This window comes from Corynebacterium kalinowskii (assembly GCF_009734385.1).
GTDB lineage: Bacteria > Actinomycetota > Actinomycetes > Mycobacteriales > Mycobacteriaceae > Corynebacterium > Corynebacterium kalinowskii.
Window position 1 is genome coordinate 1,088,071 of record NZ_CP046452.1, and the last position, 17,832, is coordinate 1,105,902.

11 protein-coding genes, 3 rRNA genes and 1 pseudogene are annotated in these 17,832 nt (G+C 57.7%); all 15 read left to right on the forward strand.

What is annotated here, in order from left to right; all coding sequences use genetic code 11:
• Position 1: 1 nt before the first annotated feature.
• Positions 2 to 931: an acetylglutamate kinase gene (gene argB, locus CKALI_RS05095; RefSeq protein ID WP_156192280.1), complete on the forward strand. Its 930-nt coding sequence runs from the start codon at positions 2 to 4 to the stop codon at positions 929 to 931.
• The gene (locus CKALI_RS05100; protein ID WP_156192281.1) at positions 932 to 2,116 is read left to right on the forward strand and encodes an acetylornithine transaminase; all 1,185 of its coding nucleotides are present in this window, start codon (positions 932 to 934) and stop codon (positions 2,114 to 2,116) included.
• Complete coding sequence (gene argF, locus CKALI_RS05105) at positions 2,117 to 3,058, forward strand: ornithine carbamoyltransferase (protein ID WP_156192282.1); 942 nt, start codon at positions 2,117 to 2,119, stop codon at positions 3,056 to 3,058.
• 4 nt (positions 3,059 to 3,062) lie between these two features.
• A complete protein-coding gene (locus tag CKALI_RS05110) occupies positions 3,063 to 3,542 on the forward strand; it encodes an arginine repressor (protein WP_156192283.1) in 480 nt (159 codons plus the stop codon).
• A gap of 34 nt (positions 3,543 to 3,576) precedes the next feature.
• Complete coding sequence (locus CKALI_RS05115) at positions 3,577 to 4,773, forward strand: argininosuccinate synthase (protein ID WP_156192284.1); 1,197 nt, start codon at positions 3,577 to 3,579, stop codon at positions 4,771 to 4,773.
• Positions 4,774 to 6,186 (forward strand): argininosuccinate lyase, encoded by a 1,413-nt coding sequence (gene argH, locus CKALI_RS05120; protein WP_156192285.1) that lies wholly within the window; start codon positions 4,774 to 4,776, stop codon positions 6,184 to 6,186.
• Positions 6,187 to 6,281: 95 nt separating this feature from the next.
• Complete coding sequence (locus CKALI_RS05125) at positions 6,282 to 7,433, forward strand: hypothetical protein (protein ID WP_156192286.1); 1,152 nt, start codon at positions 6,282 to 6,284, stop codon at positions 7,431 to 7,433.
• Positions 7,430 to 9,013 (forward strand): VWA domain-containing protein, encoded by a 1,584-nt coding sequence (locus tag CKALI_RS05130; RefSeq protein WP_231580537.1) that lies wholly within the window; start codon positions 7,430 to 7,432, stop codon positions 9,011 to 9,013. Before CKALI_RS05125 ends, CKALI_RS05130 begins: the two co-directional genes overlap by 4 nt.
• Positions 9,000 to 9,581, forward strand: a complete 582-nt coding sequence (locus CKALI_RS05135; RefSeq protein ID WP_156192287.1) for a hypothetical protein — start codon at positions 9,000 to 9,002, stop codon at positions 9,579 to 9,581. The genes CKALI_RS05130 and CKALI_RS05135 overlap by 14 nt, the downstream gene beginning before the upstream one ends.
• A 16-nt stretch (positions 9,582 to 9,597) precedes the next feature.
• Positions 9,598 to 9,783, forward strand: coding sequence for a Trm112 family protein (locus tag CKALI_RS05140; protein ID WP_197079771.1), 186 nt, complete (start codon positions 9,598 to 9,600; stop codon positions 9,781 to 9,783).
• A 5-nt stretch (positions 9,784 to 9,788) separates the two neighbouring features.
• A complete protein-coding gene (tyrS, locus tag CKALI_RS05145) occupies positions 9,789 to 11,048 on the forward strand; it encodes a tyrosine--tRNA ligase (RefSeq protein WP_156192289.1) in 1,260 nt (419 codons plus the stop codon).
• Between the two features lie 504 nt (positions 11,049 to 11,552).
• Positions 11,553 to 13,069 (forward strand): 16S ribosomal RNA (locus CKALI_RS05150).
• 371 nt (positions 13,070 to 13,440) lie between these two features.
• Positions 13,441 to 16,512: ribosomal RNA gene (locus CKALI_RS05155) — 23S ribosomal RNA — on the forward strand.
• Between the two features lie 128 nt (positions 16,513 to 16,640).
• A 5S ribosomal RNA gene (rrf, locus tag CKALI_RS05160) occupies positions 16,641 to 16,758 on the forward strand.
• The 16S, 23S and 5S rRNA genes sit together here, the layout of an rRNA operon.
• A 198-nt stretch (positions 16,759 to 16,956) precedes the next feature.
• Positions 16,957 to 17,817, forward strand: a pseudogene (locus CKALI_RS05165) (hypothetical protein); the annotation flags it as partial.
• Between the last annotated feature and the right edge of the window lie 15 nt (positions 17,818 to 17,832).

The following is a 17,832-nucleotide window of genomic DNA, read 5'->3' on the forward strand; positions in this document are numbered from 1 at the left end:
CATGACTACCGATCTCAATCCTGCTGAGAGGGCGCATGTCCTAGCTGAGGCATTGCCCTGGCTGCAGCACTATCGCGACAAGATCGTCGTCGTGAAGTACGGCGGAAACGCCATGGTGGACGAGGAACTCAAGGCAGCTTTCGCCGCTGACATGGTATTCCTGCGCACCGTAGGCGTGAAGCCGGTGGTTGTCCACGGCGGCGGACCGCAGATTTCCGCCATGCTCAAACGACTCGACCTTGACGGCGAGTTCAAGGGCGGTTTCCGCGTTACCACTCCCGAGGTTATGGAAGTGGTCCGCATGGTGCTGTTTGGCCAAGTCGGACGTGACTTGGTCAACCTGATCAACTCGCACGGGCCTTATGCCGTGGGCACCTCCGGCGAGGATGGTGGGCTGTTCCGCGCCGAAAAGCGGCTTGTCGACGTCGACGGCGTCCTCACCGACATCGGACTCGTCGGCAACATCACTGAGGTTAACGCCAACACGATCATGGACATCATTGATGCTGGTCGAATCCCTGTGGTATCGACCGTCGCTCCTGGTGATGACGGCGAGGTGTACAACATCAACGCTGACACCGCTGCTGGCGCACTCGCCGGTGCACTCGGTGCGGAGCGACTAGTGATCCTTACCAACGTCGAGGGGCTCTACACGGATTGGCCGAACAAGGACTCGCTGGTCAGCGCCATTAAGTCCTCCAAGCTGCGGGACATCCTGCCAAAGCTTGATTCCGGCATGATCCCTAAGATGGAGTCATGTCTCGAAGCCGTCGATAATGGCGTTGCTGCAGCGCACGTCATCGACGGTCGCATCGCACACTCCGTGCTGCTCGAGCTGCTCACCATGGGTGGCATCGGCACCATGGTGCTACCCGACGGCTACGACCGCGACAATTACCCGGACGGCACCGTTTTCAGGAAGGACAAGTAAATGGCGCAATGGTCTGACACTTTGATGGACAATTACGGCACGCCGGCGCTCAAGATAGTCAGCGGGTCGGGTGCGACGCTCACGGACTCGGCGGGGCGCGAGCATATCGACCTGCTGGCCGGAATTGCGGTGAACGCGCTCGGCTATGGCCACCCAGCGCTGGTCGCCGCCGTTTCCGAGCAGGTGGCCAACTTCGCGCACACCTCTAACCTGTTTCAGACGGATCCAGCGATGGATTTGGGCGCTGCTCTGATTCAGCGTTTTGCCGCTGGTAATTCAGAGCTTGCCGCCGAGACTCGTGTCTTCTTCTGCAATTCTGGAGCGGAAGCCAACGAGGCAGCCTTCAAGTTGGCACGCCTGACCGGCAAGCGTCGCATCCTGGCTGCCGAGCACGGTTTCCACGGTCGCACGATGGGCTCGCTGGCAATGACCGGCCAGCCGGACAAGCGTAAGGCATTCGAACCCATGCCATCTGGCGTTGAGTTCTACCCGTACGGCGACATCGACTACCTGCGCAAGCTGGTCGCCATCAACCCAACTGACGTGGCCGCTATCATCCTCGAGCCAATCCAAGGCGAGACCGGTGTGGTTCCGGCGCCAGCGGGATTCCTCAAGGACGTGCGCGAACTCTGCGATGACAACGAGATTCTGTTCATCGTCGATGAGGTGCAGACGGGCGTCGGCCGTACCGGCGACTTCTTCGCGCACCAGCACGACGGCGTCATTCCCGACGTGGTCACCATGGCCAAGGGGCTGGGCGGTGGACTGCCGATCGGTGCCTGTCTGGCGCACGGCAGGGCAGCGCAGCTGTTCACGCCTGGCTCCCACGGCACCACCTTCGGTGGCAACCCAGTGTCCTGCGCTGCAGGTAACGCCGTGCTGAGCATTATCGACGACGCGTTCTGCGCTGACGTCGCCCGCAAGGGTAGCGAAATTGCAGCTCAGATTGCTCAGATTGCTCAGGTTGACAGCGTGCGTGGCCGCGGCCTCATGTTGGGCATCGTGCTCAAGGGTGACTGGGCGAAGCAGGCAGTGGCGAAGGGGCCCGACTATGGGTTGATCTTGAATGCGCCGTCGGCAAGCGTGCTGCGCTTGACCCCGCCGCTGATCATCACTGACGCCGAACTCACCGAAGCAACCGAGCGCCTTTCGCGGCTGCTCGCCGACATCTCCAAGGAGGCCTAAATGGTCCGTCACTTCCTCGCCGACGACGATCTCACCCCTGCAGAGCAGGCAGAAGTCCTGGCCTTGGCTGCGGAGCTGAAGAAGGCACCCTACTCTCGCGATACCTTCGCAGGTCCGCAGTCGGTAGCAGTGCTCTTTGACAAGACCTCCACGCGCACCCGATTTTCCTTCGATGCGGGCATCGCACAGTTGGGTGGGCACGCCATCGTCGTCGATTCCGGCAGCTCCCAAATGGGCAAGGGCGAGTCTTTCCAGGACACCGGCGCAGTGTTATCTAGGTTTGTCTCTGCCATCGTGTGGCGCACGTACGCGCACACGAACCTGACCCAGATGGCCGAAACTGCTACGGTGCCGATCGTCAACGCGCTCTCCGATGACCTGCACCCCTGCCAGATCCTGGCGGACCTGCAGACCTGCGTTGAGAATCTCTGCCCGGAGCAGGGTCCTGCCGGTCTGAAGGGCAAGAAGGCAGTCTATCTGGGCGATGGCGACAACAATATGGCTAATTCCTACCTGCTTGGTTTCGCGACCGCGGGTATGGACATTGCCATTTGCGCGCCACAGGATTTTCAGCCTCAGCAGGAGTTCGTCGAGCGTGCTGAAAAGCGCGCAGCGGAGACCGGGGCAACTGTCACCGTGACTTCGTCGTTGGACGCGGTCGACGGCGCAGACGTGGTCATCACCGATACTTGGGTTTCCATGGGCATGGAAAACGATGGCCTTGATCGCCGGACGCCGTTCTTGCCGTACCAGGTAAACGCCGACGTGATGCAGCGTGCGAAGGAGTCTGCGGTATTCTTGCACTGCCTGCCTGCTTATCGTGGCAATGAGGTGACCGCCGAGGTCATTGATGGTCCACAGTCCCGTGTTTTCGACGAAGCCGAAAACCGCCTCCATGCGCAGAAGGCCCTGCTTGTTTGGCTGATGGAACACCAAGGATAAGTACATGACAAACCCGGTTACGCGCACTGCTCGCCAAGCCCGCATCCTCGAGATCCTGGAACGCTACCGCGTCTCCAGTCAGGTGCAGCTTTCCGAGCTCTTGCTCGACGAAGGCATCGACATCACCCAGGCGACCCTGTCTCGCGACCTGGACGAACTCGGCGCCAAGAAGGTACGTCCCGACGGCGGTCGCGCGTTCTACGCCGTTGGGCTTGTCGACGGCCAACGGATCGAACAACCCCGTGGCCCGCAAGAGAAGTTGCGCCGCATGCTGGACGATCTTTTGGTCTCCGTCGATCACACCGGCAACATCGCGGTGCTGCGTACGCCGCCAGGGGCAGCCCAATACCTGGCGAGCTTCATTGACCGTGTAGGAATGAATGAGGTCGTCGGTACGATTGCAGGCGACGATACGGTATTCGTTCTCGCCCGCGAACCCATGTCGGGCAAAGAACTTGGCGAATTGTTCAGCCGCCGCTCATAACTAAAAAACCATTTAACAAGGAGTTTTCAATACCATGTCTAATCGCGTAGTTCTCGCGTACTCTGGCGGCCTCGACACCTCTGTCGCCATCCCATACCTTGCCAAGATGACCGGCGGCGAAGTTGTGGCAGTGTCTCTTGACCTCGGCCAGGGCGGCGAGGACATGGAGTCCGTCCGCCAGCGCGCCCTTGACTGCGGCGCTGTCGAATCCATCGTGATCGACGCCAAGGACGAATTCGCCAACGACTACTGCCTGCCAACCATCAAGGCCAACGGCATGTACATGAAGCAGTACCCACTGGTATCTGCTATTTCCCGCCCACTGATCGTCAAGCACCTGATTGAGGCTGCTCAGGAGCACGGTGGCACGCACGTCTCCCACGGTTGCACCGGTAAGGGCAATGACCAGGTCCGCTTCGAGGTCGGTTTCCGCGCCCTGGATCCTTCCCTGGAGATCATCGCACCAGCTCGTGACTACGCTTGGACCCGCGACAAGGCCATCGCTTTCGCCGAGGAAATCAACCTTCCTATCGAGCAGTCCACCAAGTCCCCGTTCTCCATCGACCAGAACGTCTGGGGCCGCGCCATCGAGACCGGCTTCCTCGAGGACCTGTGGAACCCACCAACCAAGGACCTCTACGCCTACACCGAGGATCCAGCTCTGGGCAACGCACCAGATGAACTGATCATCTCCTTCGAGTCCGGCAAGCCAGTCGCCATCGACGGCCGCCCAGTAACCGTCCTCGAAGCCATCGAAGAGCTCAATCGCCGCGGTGGCGCTCAGGGCGTCGGTCGCCTCGACATGGTCGAGGACCGCCTCGTGGGCATCAAGTCTCGCGAGATCTACGAAGCCCCAGGTGCCATGGTTTTGATCGCCGCACACCAGGCTCTGGAAGATGTCACTGTTGAGCGTGAGCTCGGCCGTTACAAGCGTCTCGTCGACGCTCGCTGGTCCGAAGAGGTCTACGACGGCCTCTGGTTCGGCCCGCTGAAGCGCTCCTTGGATGCCTTCATCGACTCCACCCAGGAGCACGTGACCGGCGATATCCGCATCGTGCTGCATGCCGGCAAGATCACTGTCAACGGCCGTCGTTCCAGCCACTCGCTCTACGACTTCAACCTGGCTACCTACGACACCGGCGACACCTTCGACCAGACCGCAGCTAAGGGCTTCGTCCAGCTCCACGGCCTGTCCACGCAGATCGCCAACAAGCGCGACCGCGAGGCTTAAATGTCGGGAACTAACGAAGGCGCACTCTGGGGCGGCCGCTTCGCCGGTGGCCCCGCGGAGGCGATGTTCGCGCTGTCCGTCTCCACCCACTTCGACTGGGTGCTCGCACCTTATGACGTGCTGGCTTCCAAGGCCCACGCTCGCGTATTGCATAAAGCTGGGCTGCTGTCGGACGAGGATCTTGAGACGATGCTGGCCGGGTTGGATCAGCTCGGTGCTGCGGTGGCTTCCGGCGAGTTCAAGCCGCTGCCGACCGACGAAGACGTTCACGGCGCCATGGAACGTGGCCTCATCGACATCGTCGGCCCTGAGGTCGGCGGTCGCCTGCGCGCAGGCCGCTCCCGCAATGACCAGGTAGCCACGCTGTTCCGCATGTGGGTGCGCGACGCCGCCCGCTCCGTTGCCTTCCAGGTCACCGAGCTTGTCGACGCCCTCGTTGCCCAGGCCGCTGCCCACCCGGCAGCCATCATGCCGGGCAAGACGCACTCCCAGGCCGCGCAGCCAGTCTTGCTGGCGCACCAGCTGCTGGCACACGCTCAGCCACTGCTACGCGACTTGCAGCGCATCCAGGACCTGGATAAGCGCCTTGCGGTGTCTCCGTACGGCTCGGGTGCTTTGGCTGGTTCTTCGCTGGCTTTGGATCCGGAAGCTATCGCTGCCGAGCTCGGCTTCGACTCATCCAGTGACAACTCCATCGATGGCACGTCCTCCCGCGACTTCGCTTCCGAGACTGCCTTCGTGCTGGCCCAGATCGCTGTGGACATGTCTCGCCTTGCCGAGGAAATCATCTACTGGTGCACCCCGGAATACGGCTACGTCACCCTGTCTGATGCCTGGTCTACGGGATCGTCGATCATGCCACAGAAGAAGAACCCGGACGTGGCAGAGCTGACCCGTGGCAAAACTGGTCGTTTGATCGGCAACCTTGCTGGTCTGATGGCTACGCTGAAGGCGCAGCCACTGGCGTACAACCGCGACCTGCAGGAAGACAAGGAGCCAATCGTTGACTCCTTCGCTCAGTTGAACCTGCTGTTGCCTGCAATGACCGGGCTTGTTTCCACGCTTACCTTCCACGAGGACCGCATGCTGGAGCTGGCACCTGCTGGCTTTACTCTTGCTACCGACCTTGCTGAGTGGATGGTGCGCCAGGGCGTGCCATTCCGCGAAGCACATGAGGCCTCCGGCGCCTGCGTTCGTCTGGCCGAGGCCAGGGGAGTGGGCTTGGTAGATCTGACCGATGCCGAACTAGCCTCGGTGGATCCGCGTCTGACTCCTGAGGTTCGCTCAGTACTCACCGTTGAAGGAGCGGTCGCTTCCCGTGCGACCCGCGGTGGTACCGCCGGCGTGCGCGTGGCGGAGCAACGCGAGCGCGTCGCTGCTGCCTCGGCGCAATTTAGGGAATGGGCTTCCTAAACCCCAACCTGTCGACTCACCCGAAAGTGTCTCTGTTTGTGAACATTTGTTTCAAGTGAGTCGACAGACCTATTAGTGCGACTTACCATCAAGTCATGGTAAGTAGCTATCAGCCTCAAAAGCGGTCCGGTCCAGGAGTGTTATCCATTCTGCTGGCGGTGGTCCTGATTGGACTGATCGTGGCCGCGGTGATCATCGGACGCGGCGGTGGCAAACAGGTGATTTCCACCGGTGGTACCACCACCGTTCGGGTTGTCGCGGGTTCGGAGAAGATTCCGTATTTCCAAGATCCGGACGTCGTTAAGCGCCTTGACGAGCTCGGTCTGAAGGTTGAAGCCACGTCGAGTGGCTCCCGCAAGATTGCTACGCGCTCTGACCTGAAAGAATTTGACGCCGCGTTCCCATCTTCAGCGCCCGCGGCCGAGAAGATTTCCCGCGAGACGCAGCCGAAGGGGATTTATTCCCCGTTCCACTCGCCGATGGCAGTGGCGACATTCGATCCCATCCTGGGCAGCCTCGAGAAGCAGCAGGTCGCAATGCAGCGCGACGGCGTGTGGTACCTGAACGTCGAGAAGTACCTGGAGCTGGCTTCGAGTGGCAAGCGCTGGCGCGATATTGCGCCGGAGTTCCCCTCTCCGCTTGCCGTGCAGATTTCCTCCACTGATATCCGCAGTTCGAATTCGGCTGCGATGTACCTCTCGGTCGCGGCGTGGGTTGCCAACGGTGGCAATGTCCCTGCGACCGATCAAGAGGTGTCCAAGGTCGTCAACAAGGTCAGCCCGCTTTTTACCCATCAAGGCTTCACCGGCGGATCCTCTGCGGGTCCCTTCGCTGAATACCTGACGCAGGGGATGGGGGCACGCCCGATGGTGCTCATTTACGAGGCACAGTTCATTGGGCAGCAGATCTCTGCACCCAACACCGTGGGGCAGAACATGAAGCTCATGTACCTCGACCCGACCATATCTTCCCAGCACACGCTGTTGGCGTACTCCGATGGCGGAGACAAGCTGGGCGAGGCGCTGGCTACCGATGCCACCCTCCAGCGCCTGGCCGCCGAGCACGGCTTCCGGCCAAACTCTCCAGGAGTATTCAACGAGGTTCTCAAGGACAAGGGGATGGCCACCCCGCCAGAGTTTCTCGCCACAATCAACCCACCAGACTTTGACCGTCTTGAACAGCTGATTGAGGGCGTGAGCGCGCAATACAACGGCTCGGCCCCGCCTGAAGGAGCACCAGAACAATGATGACCAAAGCAAAAGCCCTCGTTGCGGCGCTACTAGCGACAGTGCTTGTGGCGTGTGGGAGTGACATTGTCACGCCTTCCGGCAAGGGGAGTGGCGAGGCACTATCCATCGTCGCGGCTACCGAGCTAAAAGACATGGAGCCACTCATCCAACGCGCCAGCAAGGACCTTGGCTTCGAGATCAAGATGGAATACCCCGATGGCACCATCGCCAACTCCTACGCACTGAAGAACGGCAACTTCGACGGCAACTACGATGCCACCTGGTTTGCCACGAACAAGTACGTGGAGCTCCTGGAGGCGGGAGACAAGCTCGGGGCGTCGACAAGCATTGCCAACTCGCCGGTCGCGTTCGGCGTGCACACCAAGACCGCGCGGGAACTCGGCTGGGACAAGAAGCAACCGACCTGGGCGGAGATCACCGACGCGGTGAAGGCCAAGAAATTCCGCTTCGGCATGACTGACCCCGGCCGCAGTAACTCTGGCTTTTCCGCGCTGGTGTCGGTGGCCACTGCTAATGCTGATACCGGCGCTGCGCTGACCACGGCGGATGTTCAAAAGGTCAGTGGCACGCTGGTCGAGTTCTTTGCGGGCCAGAACCTGACTTCGGGGTCTTCGGGCTGGCTGGAAGATGCGTTTCTGAGCGATCCGGCCCGTACCGAAGCGATCATCACCTATGAATCCGTGCTGATCCAGCTGCAAAAGTCCGGCCGGGCAGATATTCAGGTCGTGGTGCCGGCGGATGGCGTAGTGACGGCAGACTACCCGCTGGCAGCTCTGCGCACGCCAAAGAGCCCAAAGGCAGCTGAAAACACTGATCGCTTGGCCAAGTGGCTGCTGGAACACAACGAAGAGATCGTGAAGGACACGCTGCGCCGTCCGGTAGATCCGGCCGTGGCGCTGGACGCGCAGCACCAGAAGAACACCCTCATTGAGCTGCCGTTTCCGGCACGCCAGGACGTGGCCGATGAGCTTGTGCTGAGCTACGGCGACAACCTCCGCGCGCCTGCTCGCACGGTGTTCGTACTGGACAAATCCGGATCGATGCGGGGCCAGCGTATTCAGAGTCTCCGCTCGATTCTCGTAGAGCTGGTCGATGGCACCGCGCGAACCTCCACTGGTCCGGTGGGGCTGCGGAATCGTGAAGAAGTGACAATCATTGGCTTCGATGGGGAAGTGGCACGCCCGTTCGAAACCACCTTCAATAAGACTGACCCAGTTTCGAAAGCGCAGTTGCAGAGCTCGATTAGTAATCTGAGTGCCGGTGGCCAAACCGCAGTCTACGATGCCCTGAAGGTTGCCTACGAGCAGTTTGGTTCGAACATCCCTGAAGGCCAGATCCCGTCGATCGTTCTGATGTCTGATGGAGCTTCGAATGTGGGCATGACCTTCGATGACTTCAAGAAGTTCCACGAAAAGCTCTCTCCTGAAGCGCGTCGCATCCCGGTGTTCATCATCTTGTACGGTGAGTCGAATAATGTGGAGATGAAGGCCCTCGCTGACCTGACTCAGGGCAAGACTTTCGATGCCACAAAGGGCGACCTCGCTGGCGCGTTCAAGGAGATTCGTGGATACCAGTAACTGGTTCTTTTCCCGCCGCAACGTGGTGGGATTGATCCTCGCGATTGTCGCGGTTGTCATCCATCTCGCCGTCGGCCTAGGCACATTGTGGCCGGTCATCGCGATCGCAGCGTGGGGCGTCGGCGTGGCGCTCACCCCCAGCGCCCCGCAACCCGCGCTAGCCCCGCCGAGCACGCTTGTCGACGCCATCGACGCCTCAACCCTGCACTTCCGCGCACTGGGCATTGGGCAGAGTTCTGAGCGTGAGCTGGGTCAACTGAAATGGACTATCGGCCAACTCGAACGTCACATGGATGAGCTCGCAGCACAACCTATTTTGCTGCAAACGGTGAACGAGATCGCCTATAGTCACGTGCCGACCCTCGAAGCCGCCTTTGAAGAAGTCCCCGACATCGCGCGTGGGCAGGCCTTGGACGAGTTGGATTCTTCGCTGCAACTGCTCAATGAGGAGGCAGCGAAGATCCTCAACGCGATCGTGCAACAGAAGTTCCGGGGCCTGGAGGATCAGCGCGCAGAGTTGGAGCAAAAGTTCACTGGGGTCAAGCTCTACCTTGATGGCCCGCAGTAACTGACCACTAGGTACAATGCCAAGCATGAGTCTCGATCCCACATTGCTGGAAGTGCTGGTTTGCCCACAGGATAAAGGGCCACTGCGATATCTCGAGGACGAGCAAAAGCTCGTGAACGAGCGACTCGGAATTGCCTATCGTATCGACGACGGCATCCCAGTCATGCTTGCAGATGAAGCCGAAGAGTACCCAGCGAAGTAGGAAACATGAACATTATTGACGAACTCCAGTGGCGTGGACTGATTAACCAATCCACTGACCTTGATGCCCTGCGCGAAGCATGCGAGCAGCCGATCTCCCTGTACTGCGGCTTCGACCCAACCGGTGATTCACTGCACGCCGGTCACCTGGTGCCGATGATTATGCTGCGTCGATTCCAGCAGGCCGGACACCGCCCGATCACCCTTGCCGGTGGCGCGACCGGTTTTATCGGCGACCCTCGCGATGTCGGCGAGCGATCAATGCTGTCCCAGGACACCATTGATCAGAACCTCGAAGCAATCAAGGGGCAACTGCGCCGCTTTGTGGACTTCGAAGGCGACAACCCAGCGGTCATGGTGAACAACGCTGACTGGACGATGCAGATGTCCGTCATCGACTTCCTGCGTGACGTCGGCAAGAACTTTTCTCTGAACACCATGCTTGACCGCGACACCGTGAAGCGTCGACTCGAATCCGACGGTATTTCCTACACGGAGTTCTCTTACATGTTGTTGCAGGCCAACGACTACGTGCACCTGCACCGCGAACTCGACTGTGTGCTGCAGATCGGTGGCGGTGACCAGTGGGGCAACATCGTTTCCGGCGTTGACCTCAATCGTCGCGTTAACGGTGCAAAGGTGCACGGCCTCACTGTGCCATTGGTCACTGACGCAACGGGCCAAAAGTTTGGCAAGTCCACCGGTGGCGGCAAGCTGTGGCTGGACCCTGAAAAGACCTCTGCGTATTCCTGGTACCAGTACTTCCTCAATGCTGGCGACTCCGTGGTCATCGACTACTTGCGATGGTTCACTTTCCTGAGCCAGGAAGAGATCGCAGCTCTGGAGACTGAAGTTGCCGAGCGACCTTTCAAGCGTGAAGCTCAGCGACGCCTGGCGCAGGAAATGACAGACCTCGTCCACGGTCATGAGGCCACCGTCGCTGTTGAGCTGGCAGCCCAGGCACTGTTCGGTCGGGCCTCTCTCGCTGACCTCGATGAGAAGACTTTGGCGGGAGCCCTGTCTGAGACCACAGTCTTTGAGGTTGCAGCAGGGGAGCCACGTACGATCATCGACCTGTTGGTTGGCTCTGGACTCGCTGACTCCAAGGGAGCTGCTCGACGCACCATTAAGGAAGGCGGCGCTTACGTGAACAATGAGCGCATCGAATCCGAGGAATGGGAACCTACTTCTGAAGACCTGTTGCATGGCGCTTGGCTGGTGCTGCGGAAAGGTAAGAAGAATTTTGCTGGAGCAAAGCTGGTCTAACCGAAAGTGGCGAGGGAAACCTCGCCACTTTTTGCGTTTCTACCTGCAGATTTGCCTTCGGAACAGATTGTGCGTAACTTATTCCAAGTCAGCGAGACAGCAACCGCAAGGTTGTAGCTGACAAGCAAGAGAACCGACATTGACAAAGAGATGAATTCTTTGTTAACGTAAGTCCTCAGCCCCCAAGCATCACATTCTGTTTAGAATGTCAGATCTTGGTGTGCGTGTGTTGTTTGAGAACTCAATAGTGTGCCAAGTACTTATTTTTTTAAGTTGTTTTTGGTTGTGTGTTGGTGCCGGCAGGCCCGTGAGGGGTCTGTGTAAGCATTAATACTCAATTTTGGTTTCAGGGGGCCTTCCTCGTCGGATAACTTCTGGGACCGCATTTTTTTGGACAATCTAGATAGAGACGAGCAGCGTTTTGTTGTTTGTTTTTGCTGGTTGTTTGTTTTTTTGCTAGGTAGTTGGGCTTTTCATAGCACTGATTATTTAATCATTTGTTCTTTTATGGAGAGTTTGATCCTGGCTCAGGACGAACGCTGGCGGCGTGCTTAACACATGCAAGTCGAACGGAAAGGCCCTTCGGGGTACTCGAGTGGCGAACGGGTGAGTAACACGTGGGTGATCTGCCCTGCACTTTGGGATAAGCCTGGGAAACTGGGTCTAATACCGAATACCCACCATGATTTAGTGTTTGTGGTGGAAAGCTTTTGCGGTGTGGGATGAGCCTGCGGCCTATCAGCTTGTTGGTGGGGTAATGGCCTACCAAGGCGTCGACGGGTAGCCGGACTGAGAGGTCGATCGGCCACATTGGGACTGAGACACGGCCCAGACTCCTACGGGAGGCAGCAGTGGGGAATATTGCACAATGGGCGCAAGCCTGATGCAGCGACGCCGCGTGGGGGATGACGGCCTTCGGGTTGTAAACCTCTTTCGACAGGGACGAAGCTAACGTGACGGTACCTGTATAAGAAGCACCGGCTAACTACGTGCCAGCAGCCGCGGTAATACGTAGGGTGCGAGCGTTGTCCGGAATTACTGGGCGTAAAGAGCTCGTAGGTGGTTTGTCGCGTCGTCTGTGAAATACCGGGGCTTAACTTCGGAGCTGCAGGCGATACGGGCATAACTTGAGTGCTGTAGGGGAGACTGGAATTCCTGGTGTAGCGGTGAAATGCGCAGATATCAGGAGGAACACCAATGGCGAAGGCAGGTCTCTGGGCAGTAACTGACGCTGAGGAGCGAAAGCATGGGTAGCGAACAGGATTAGATACCCTGGTAGTCCATGCTGTAAACGGTGGGCGCTAGGTGTAGGGGTCTTCCACGACTTCTGTGCCGTAGCTAACGCATTAAGCGCCCCGCCTGGGGAGTACGGCCGCAAGGCTAAAACTCAAAGGAATTGACGGGGGCCCGCACAAGCGGCGGAGCATGTGGATTAATTCGATGCAACGCGAAGAACCTTACCTGGGCTTGACATACACCAGATCGCTGCAGAGATGTAGTTTCCCTTGTGGCTGGTGTACAGGTGGTGCATGGTTGTCGTCAGCTCGTGTCGTGAGATGTTGGGTTAAGTCCCGCAACGAGCGCAACCCTTGTCTTATGTTGCCAGCACGTTATGGTGGGGACTCATGAGAGACTGCCGGGGTTAACTCGGAGGAAGGTGGGGATGACGTCAAATCATCATGCCCCTTATGTCCAGGGCTTCACACATGCTACAATGGTCGGTACAACGCGTTTGCGACACTGTGAGGTGAAGCTAATCGCTGAAAGCCGGCCTCAGTTCGGATTGGGGTCTGCAACTCGACCCCATGAAGTCGGAGTCGCTAGTAATCGCAGATCAGCAACGCTGCGGTGAATACGTTCCCGGGCCTTGTACACACCGCCCGTCACGTCATGAAAGTCGGTAACACCCGAAGCCAGTGGCCCAACCTTTTAGGGGGGAGCTGTCGAAGGTGGGATCGGTGATTGGGACGAAGTCGTAACAAGGTAGCCGTACCGGAAGGTGCGGCTGGATCACCTCCTTTCTAAGGAGCTTTTTTGGCTCACAGTTGTGAGCCGTGTACACCAACTCAGTCACCGAGTGTGTGGCTGTTGGTTTATGAATCGGGTGGAGACTAACTAGCCGCTTATATGGTGGTGGTCATCACGACCGGAAATATGACTTAAATATGTTTTTGTGCTTGGCATGCTGTTGGGTGTCTGGAATGACACTGTTGTGTTGTTTCAATGGGCTCCTTGCTTTCTGGTTGCGTGACTGTTTCTTTGTGGGATGGTGTGGTTGCTGGTTGTGGGGGGTGTGTTGTGTGAGAACTGTATAGTGGACGCGATGCAATTTTTATTGTGTTTCTTTGTTTTTTGTGGCATATATTTTGTTTGTGTTTGCCTTTTGTATGGTGTTTTTGTTACTTAAGGGCGCACGGTGGATGCCTTGGCATACTGAGCCGATGAAGGACGTGTAAGGCTGCGATAAGCCTCGGGGAGTTGCCAATAGAGCGTTGATCCGAGGGTGTCCGAATGGGGAAACCCAGCTAGGGTTATGCCTAGTTACCTGCCCATGAATTCATAGTGGGTGTGGGGGTTACGCGGGGAAGTGAAACATCTCAGTACCCGTAGGAGAAGAAAACAATTGTGATTCCGTTAGTAGCGGCGAGCGAAAGCGGATGTTTGGCTAAACTGCATGCGTGTGATACCCGGCAGGGGTTGCGTGTGTGGGGTTGTGGGAGCAAGCTGTTCCAATACTGCCGTGTTGGTCGTGTGTGTTTGTGTGTTAGGGGAAGTGGTGTGGAATCGCCTGCCGTAGACGGTGAGAGCCCGGTACCTGAAAATGTGTAAGCCATGCGTGTTTGTTTCCCGAGTAGCAGCGGGCTCGTGGAATCTGCTGTGAATCTGCCGGGACCACCCGGTAAGCCTGAATACTCAGTGTGACCGATAGCGGATTAGTACCGTGAGGGAATGGTGAAAAGTACCCCGGGAGGGGAGTGAAATAGTACCTGAAACCGTGTGCCTACAATCCGTCAGAGCCCTTTGGGGTGATGGCGTGCCTTTTGAAGAATGAGCCTGCGAGTCAGCGGCATGTCGCGAGGTTAACCCGTTGTGGGGTAGTCGTAGCGAAAGCGAATACTAACTAGTGTGTTTAGTGGCATGTCTTGGACCCGAAGCGGGGTGATCTACCCATGGCCAGTGTGAAGCAGCTGTAAGAGGTTGTGGAGGCGCGAACCCACTTAGGTTGAAAACTGAGGGGATGAGTTGTGGGTAGGGGTGAAAGGCCAATCAAACTCCGTGATAGCTGGTTCTCCCCGAAATGCATTTAGGTGCAGCGTTGCATGGTGCTTGCCGGAGGTAGAGCTACTGGTTGGTTTAGCGGGACTACAATCTTAGCGACGTCAGCCAAACTCCGAATGCCGGCCAAAGTTAGTGCAGCAGTGAGACTGCGGGGGATAAGCTTCGTAGTCGAGAGGGAAACAGCCCAGATCGCCGGTTAAGGTCCCTAAGAGTGTGCTAAGTGGAAAAGGATGTGGGATCGCTTAGACAGCCAGGAGGTTGGCTTAGAAGCAGCCATCCTTGAAAGAGTGCGTAATAGCTCACTGGTCGAGTGGTTCTGCGCCGACAATGTAGTGGGGCTCAAGCACACCACCGAAACCGCGGCATAAATTATTTTATGGGTAGGGGAGCGTCGTGTACTGCGTTGAAGCATCCGGGTAACCTGGTGTGGAGTGTACGCGAGTGAGAATGCAGGCATGAGTAACGAATTGATGAGTGAGAATCTCATCCGCCGGATGACTAAGGGTTCCTGGGTCAAGCTCGTCTTCCCAGGGTGAGTCGGGGCCTAAGGCGAGGCCGACAGGCGTAGTCGATGGATAACGGGTTGATATTCCCGTACCCGAGTGTGCGCGACCATGGTGAATCAGTGATACTAACCACCCTGAAACGCCTCGTGGGCAACTTTGTTGTCTGTGTGGTGTGGATGCGTGGGGCCTGATCTGGTAGTAGCTAAGTGATGGGGTGACGCAGTGAGGTAGCCGAGCCACTTATTGGATTGTGGTGTAAGCGTGTAGCCCGCGGCCTAGGTAAATCCGGGACCGCATGTAGGGTGAGGCGTGATGCGTACCCTTTAAAAGGGGATGTTGGTGATCCTGTACTGTCGAGAAAAGCCTCTAGCGATGTGCATATTCGGCCCGTACCCCAAACCGACACAGGTAGTCAGGTAGAGAATACTAAGGCGTTCGGGTGAACTGTGGTTAAGGAACTCGGCAAAATGCCCCCGTAACTTCGGGAGAAGGGGGACCACAAGCGGTGATCGTTTTTACAACGTGAGCTGGTTGTGGTCGCAGAGAATAGAGGGAAGCGACTGTTTATTAAAAACACAGGTCCGTGCGAAGACGATAAGTCGATGTATACGGACTGACGCCTGCCCGGTGCTGGAAGGTTAAGAGGACCTGTTAGGACGTAAAGTCCGAAGCGGAGAATTTAAGCCCCAGTAAACGGCGGTGGTAACTATAACCATCCTAAGGTAGCGAAATTCCTTGTCGGGTAAGTTCCGACCTGCACGAATGGCGTAACGACTTCCCTGCTGTCTCAACCACAGGCCCGGTGAAATTGCAGTACGAGTAAAGATGCTCGTTTCGCGCGGCAGGACGAAAAGACCCCGGGACCTTCACTATAGCTTGGTATTGGTGTTTGGTGCGGTTTGTGTAGGATAGGTGGGAGACTGTGATGCAGCATCGCTAGGTGTTGTTGAGTCGTTGTTGAAATACCACTCTGATCGTAGTAGATACCTCAACCTCGGCCCATGATCTGGGTTAGGGACAGTGCCTGGTGGGTAGTTTAACTGGGGCGGTTGCCTCCTAAAGAGTAACGGAGGCGCCCAAAGGTTCCCTCAGCCTGGTTGGCAATCAGGTGGTGAGTGTAAGTGCACAAGGGAGCTTGACTGTGAGACTGACAGGTCGAGCAGGGACGAAAGTCGGGACTAGTGATCCGGCACTGGCTTGTGGATGCGGTGTCGCTCAACGGATAAAAGGTACCCCGGGGATAACAGGCTGATCTTCCCCAAGAGTCCATATCGACGGGATGGTTTGGCACCTCGATGTCGGCTCGTCGCATCCTGGGGCTGGAGTAGGTCCCAAGGGTTGGGCTGTTCGCCCATTAAAGCGGCACGCGAGCTGGGTTTAGAACGTCGTGAGACAGTTCGGTCTCTATCCGCCGCGCGCGTGGAAACTTGAGAAAAGCTGTCCCTAGTACGAGAGGACCGGGACGGACGTACCTCTGGTGTGCCAGTTGTACCGCCAGGTGCATGGCTGGTTGGCTACGTACGGAAGGGATAACCGCTGAAAGCATCTAAGCGGGAAGCCTGTTTCAAGATAAGGTTTCTTTTGAGGTTCCCCATAGACCATGGGGTTGATAGGCCAGATCTGGAAGCACAGCAATGTGTGGAGGTAACTGGTACTAATACACCAACTAACAAAACCCCTACAACAGGGCACGCAACAGCAAACAAAACATCTTGCCGCAACAAAAACAAGAATAAATCGCGTTCACTATGCAGTATCTGACACAACACCCACACCACATGTGTGTGTGGCCGATTGTCACAGTTGTGTCGGTGGTTATTAGCGTGAGGGAAACGCCCGGTCCCATTCCGAACCCGGAAGCTAAGCCTTACTGCGCCGATGGTACTGCACCTGGGAGGGTGTGGGAGAGTAGGACACCGCCGACCAAAAACTTAACAATGTATCGCTGAATCTCCATACCTGAATTCGCATCTCCAACCGGAGGAGCACGATTCGGGTATGGAGATTCGGCATTTCCACCTAAACTAAAAAGCGTAATGCAACAAAAGGCAACAGAAGGATCTTCAGACACCATGGGTGACTACAACTCTCGTAATGGCAATTCGTCCCGAGGCGGCGGTTCCCGTAGTGAAGGCCCACGTCGTGACGGCGCCAACCGTGGTGGAAACCCACGCCGTCGTGAAGAGGGCGCTGAGGGCGGACGACCAGAGCGCAGCGGAGCACGCAAGCACGCTCAGCGCGGTGGTTCAGGACGCAACGTCGGCAAGTTCCAAGCCGGTCCAAACCGAGCTGGATTTCGTGAGGAACGAATCGTAGCTCGCCAGAACGAACCTGATCTTCCAAGTGACCTTGATGTCAAGGATCTCGACCCATCTGTACTCCAGGATCTGCGTAGCCTGGCGAAGGACAATGCCGATGCCGTCGCAAAGCACCTAATCATGGCAGCAACCCTGATGGCTGATGATCCTCAGCTTGCGCTACGCCACGCACGCGCCGCCAAGGACCGTGGCGGCCGAGTTTCGGTGGTTCGTGAAACCGCAGGCATCGCTGCCTACCATGCCGGTGAGTGGAAAGAGGCGTTGTCGGAGCTGCGCGCTGCGCGTCGGATGAGCGGTGGACCAGGGCTCGTGGCTGTCATGGCTGACTGTGAGCGCGCACTCGAGCGGCCGGAGAAGGCCCTGGAGCTTGCTCGTGAGGTCGATACTGCGGAGCTGGACGAGGAGACTCGTATCGAGCTGGCAATCGTTCTCGCAGGTGCACGCCACGACCTAGGCCAGCACGAGGCTGCAGTTGTTGAACTCGGCAAGGCTGATCCACGCCCAGACGCCGAAGGTGTCAGCGCGTCCCGTCTCATGTATGCCTACGCGGATGCGTTGTTGGCCGTTGGTCGCAAAGACGAGGCCAAGAAGTGGTTTGAATACTCGAAGAAAGCCGACGTCGACGGTCTGCTCGATACCGTCGACCGCATTAGGGAACTGTCTTAAGTAGCGGACAACCTC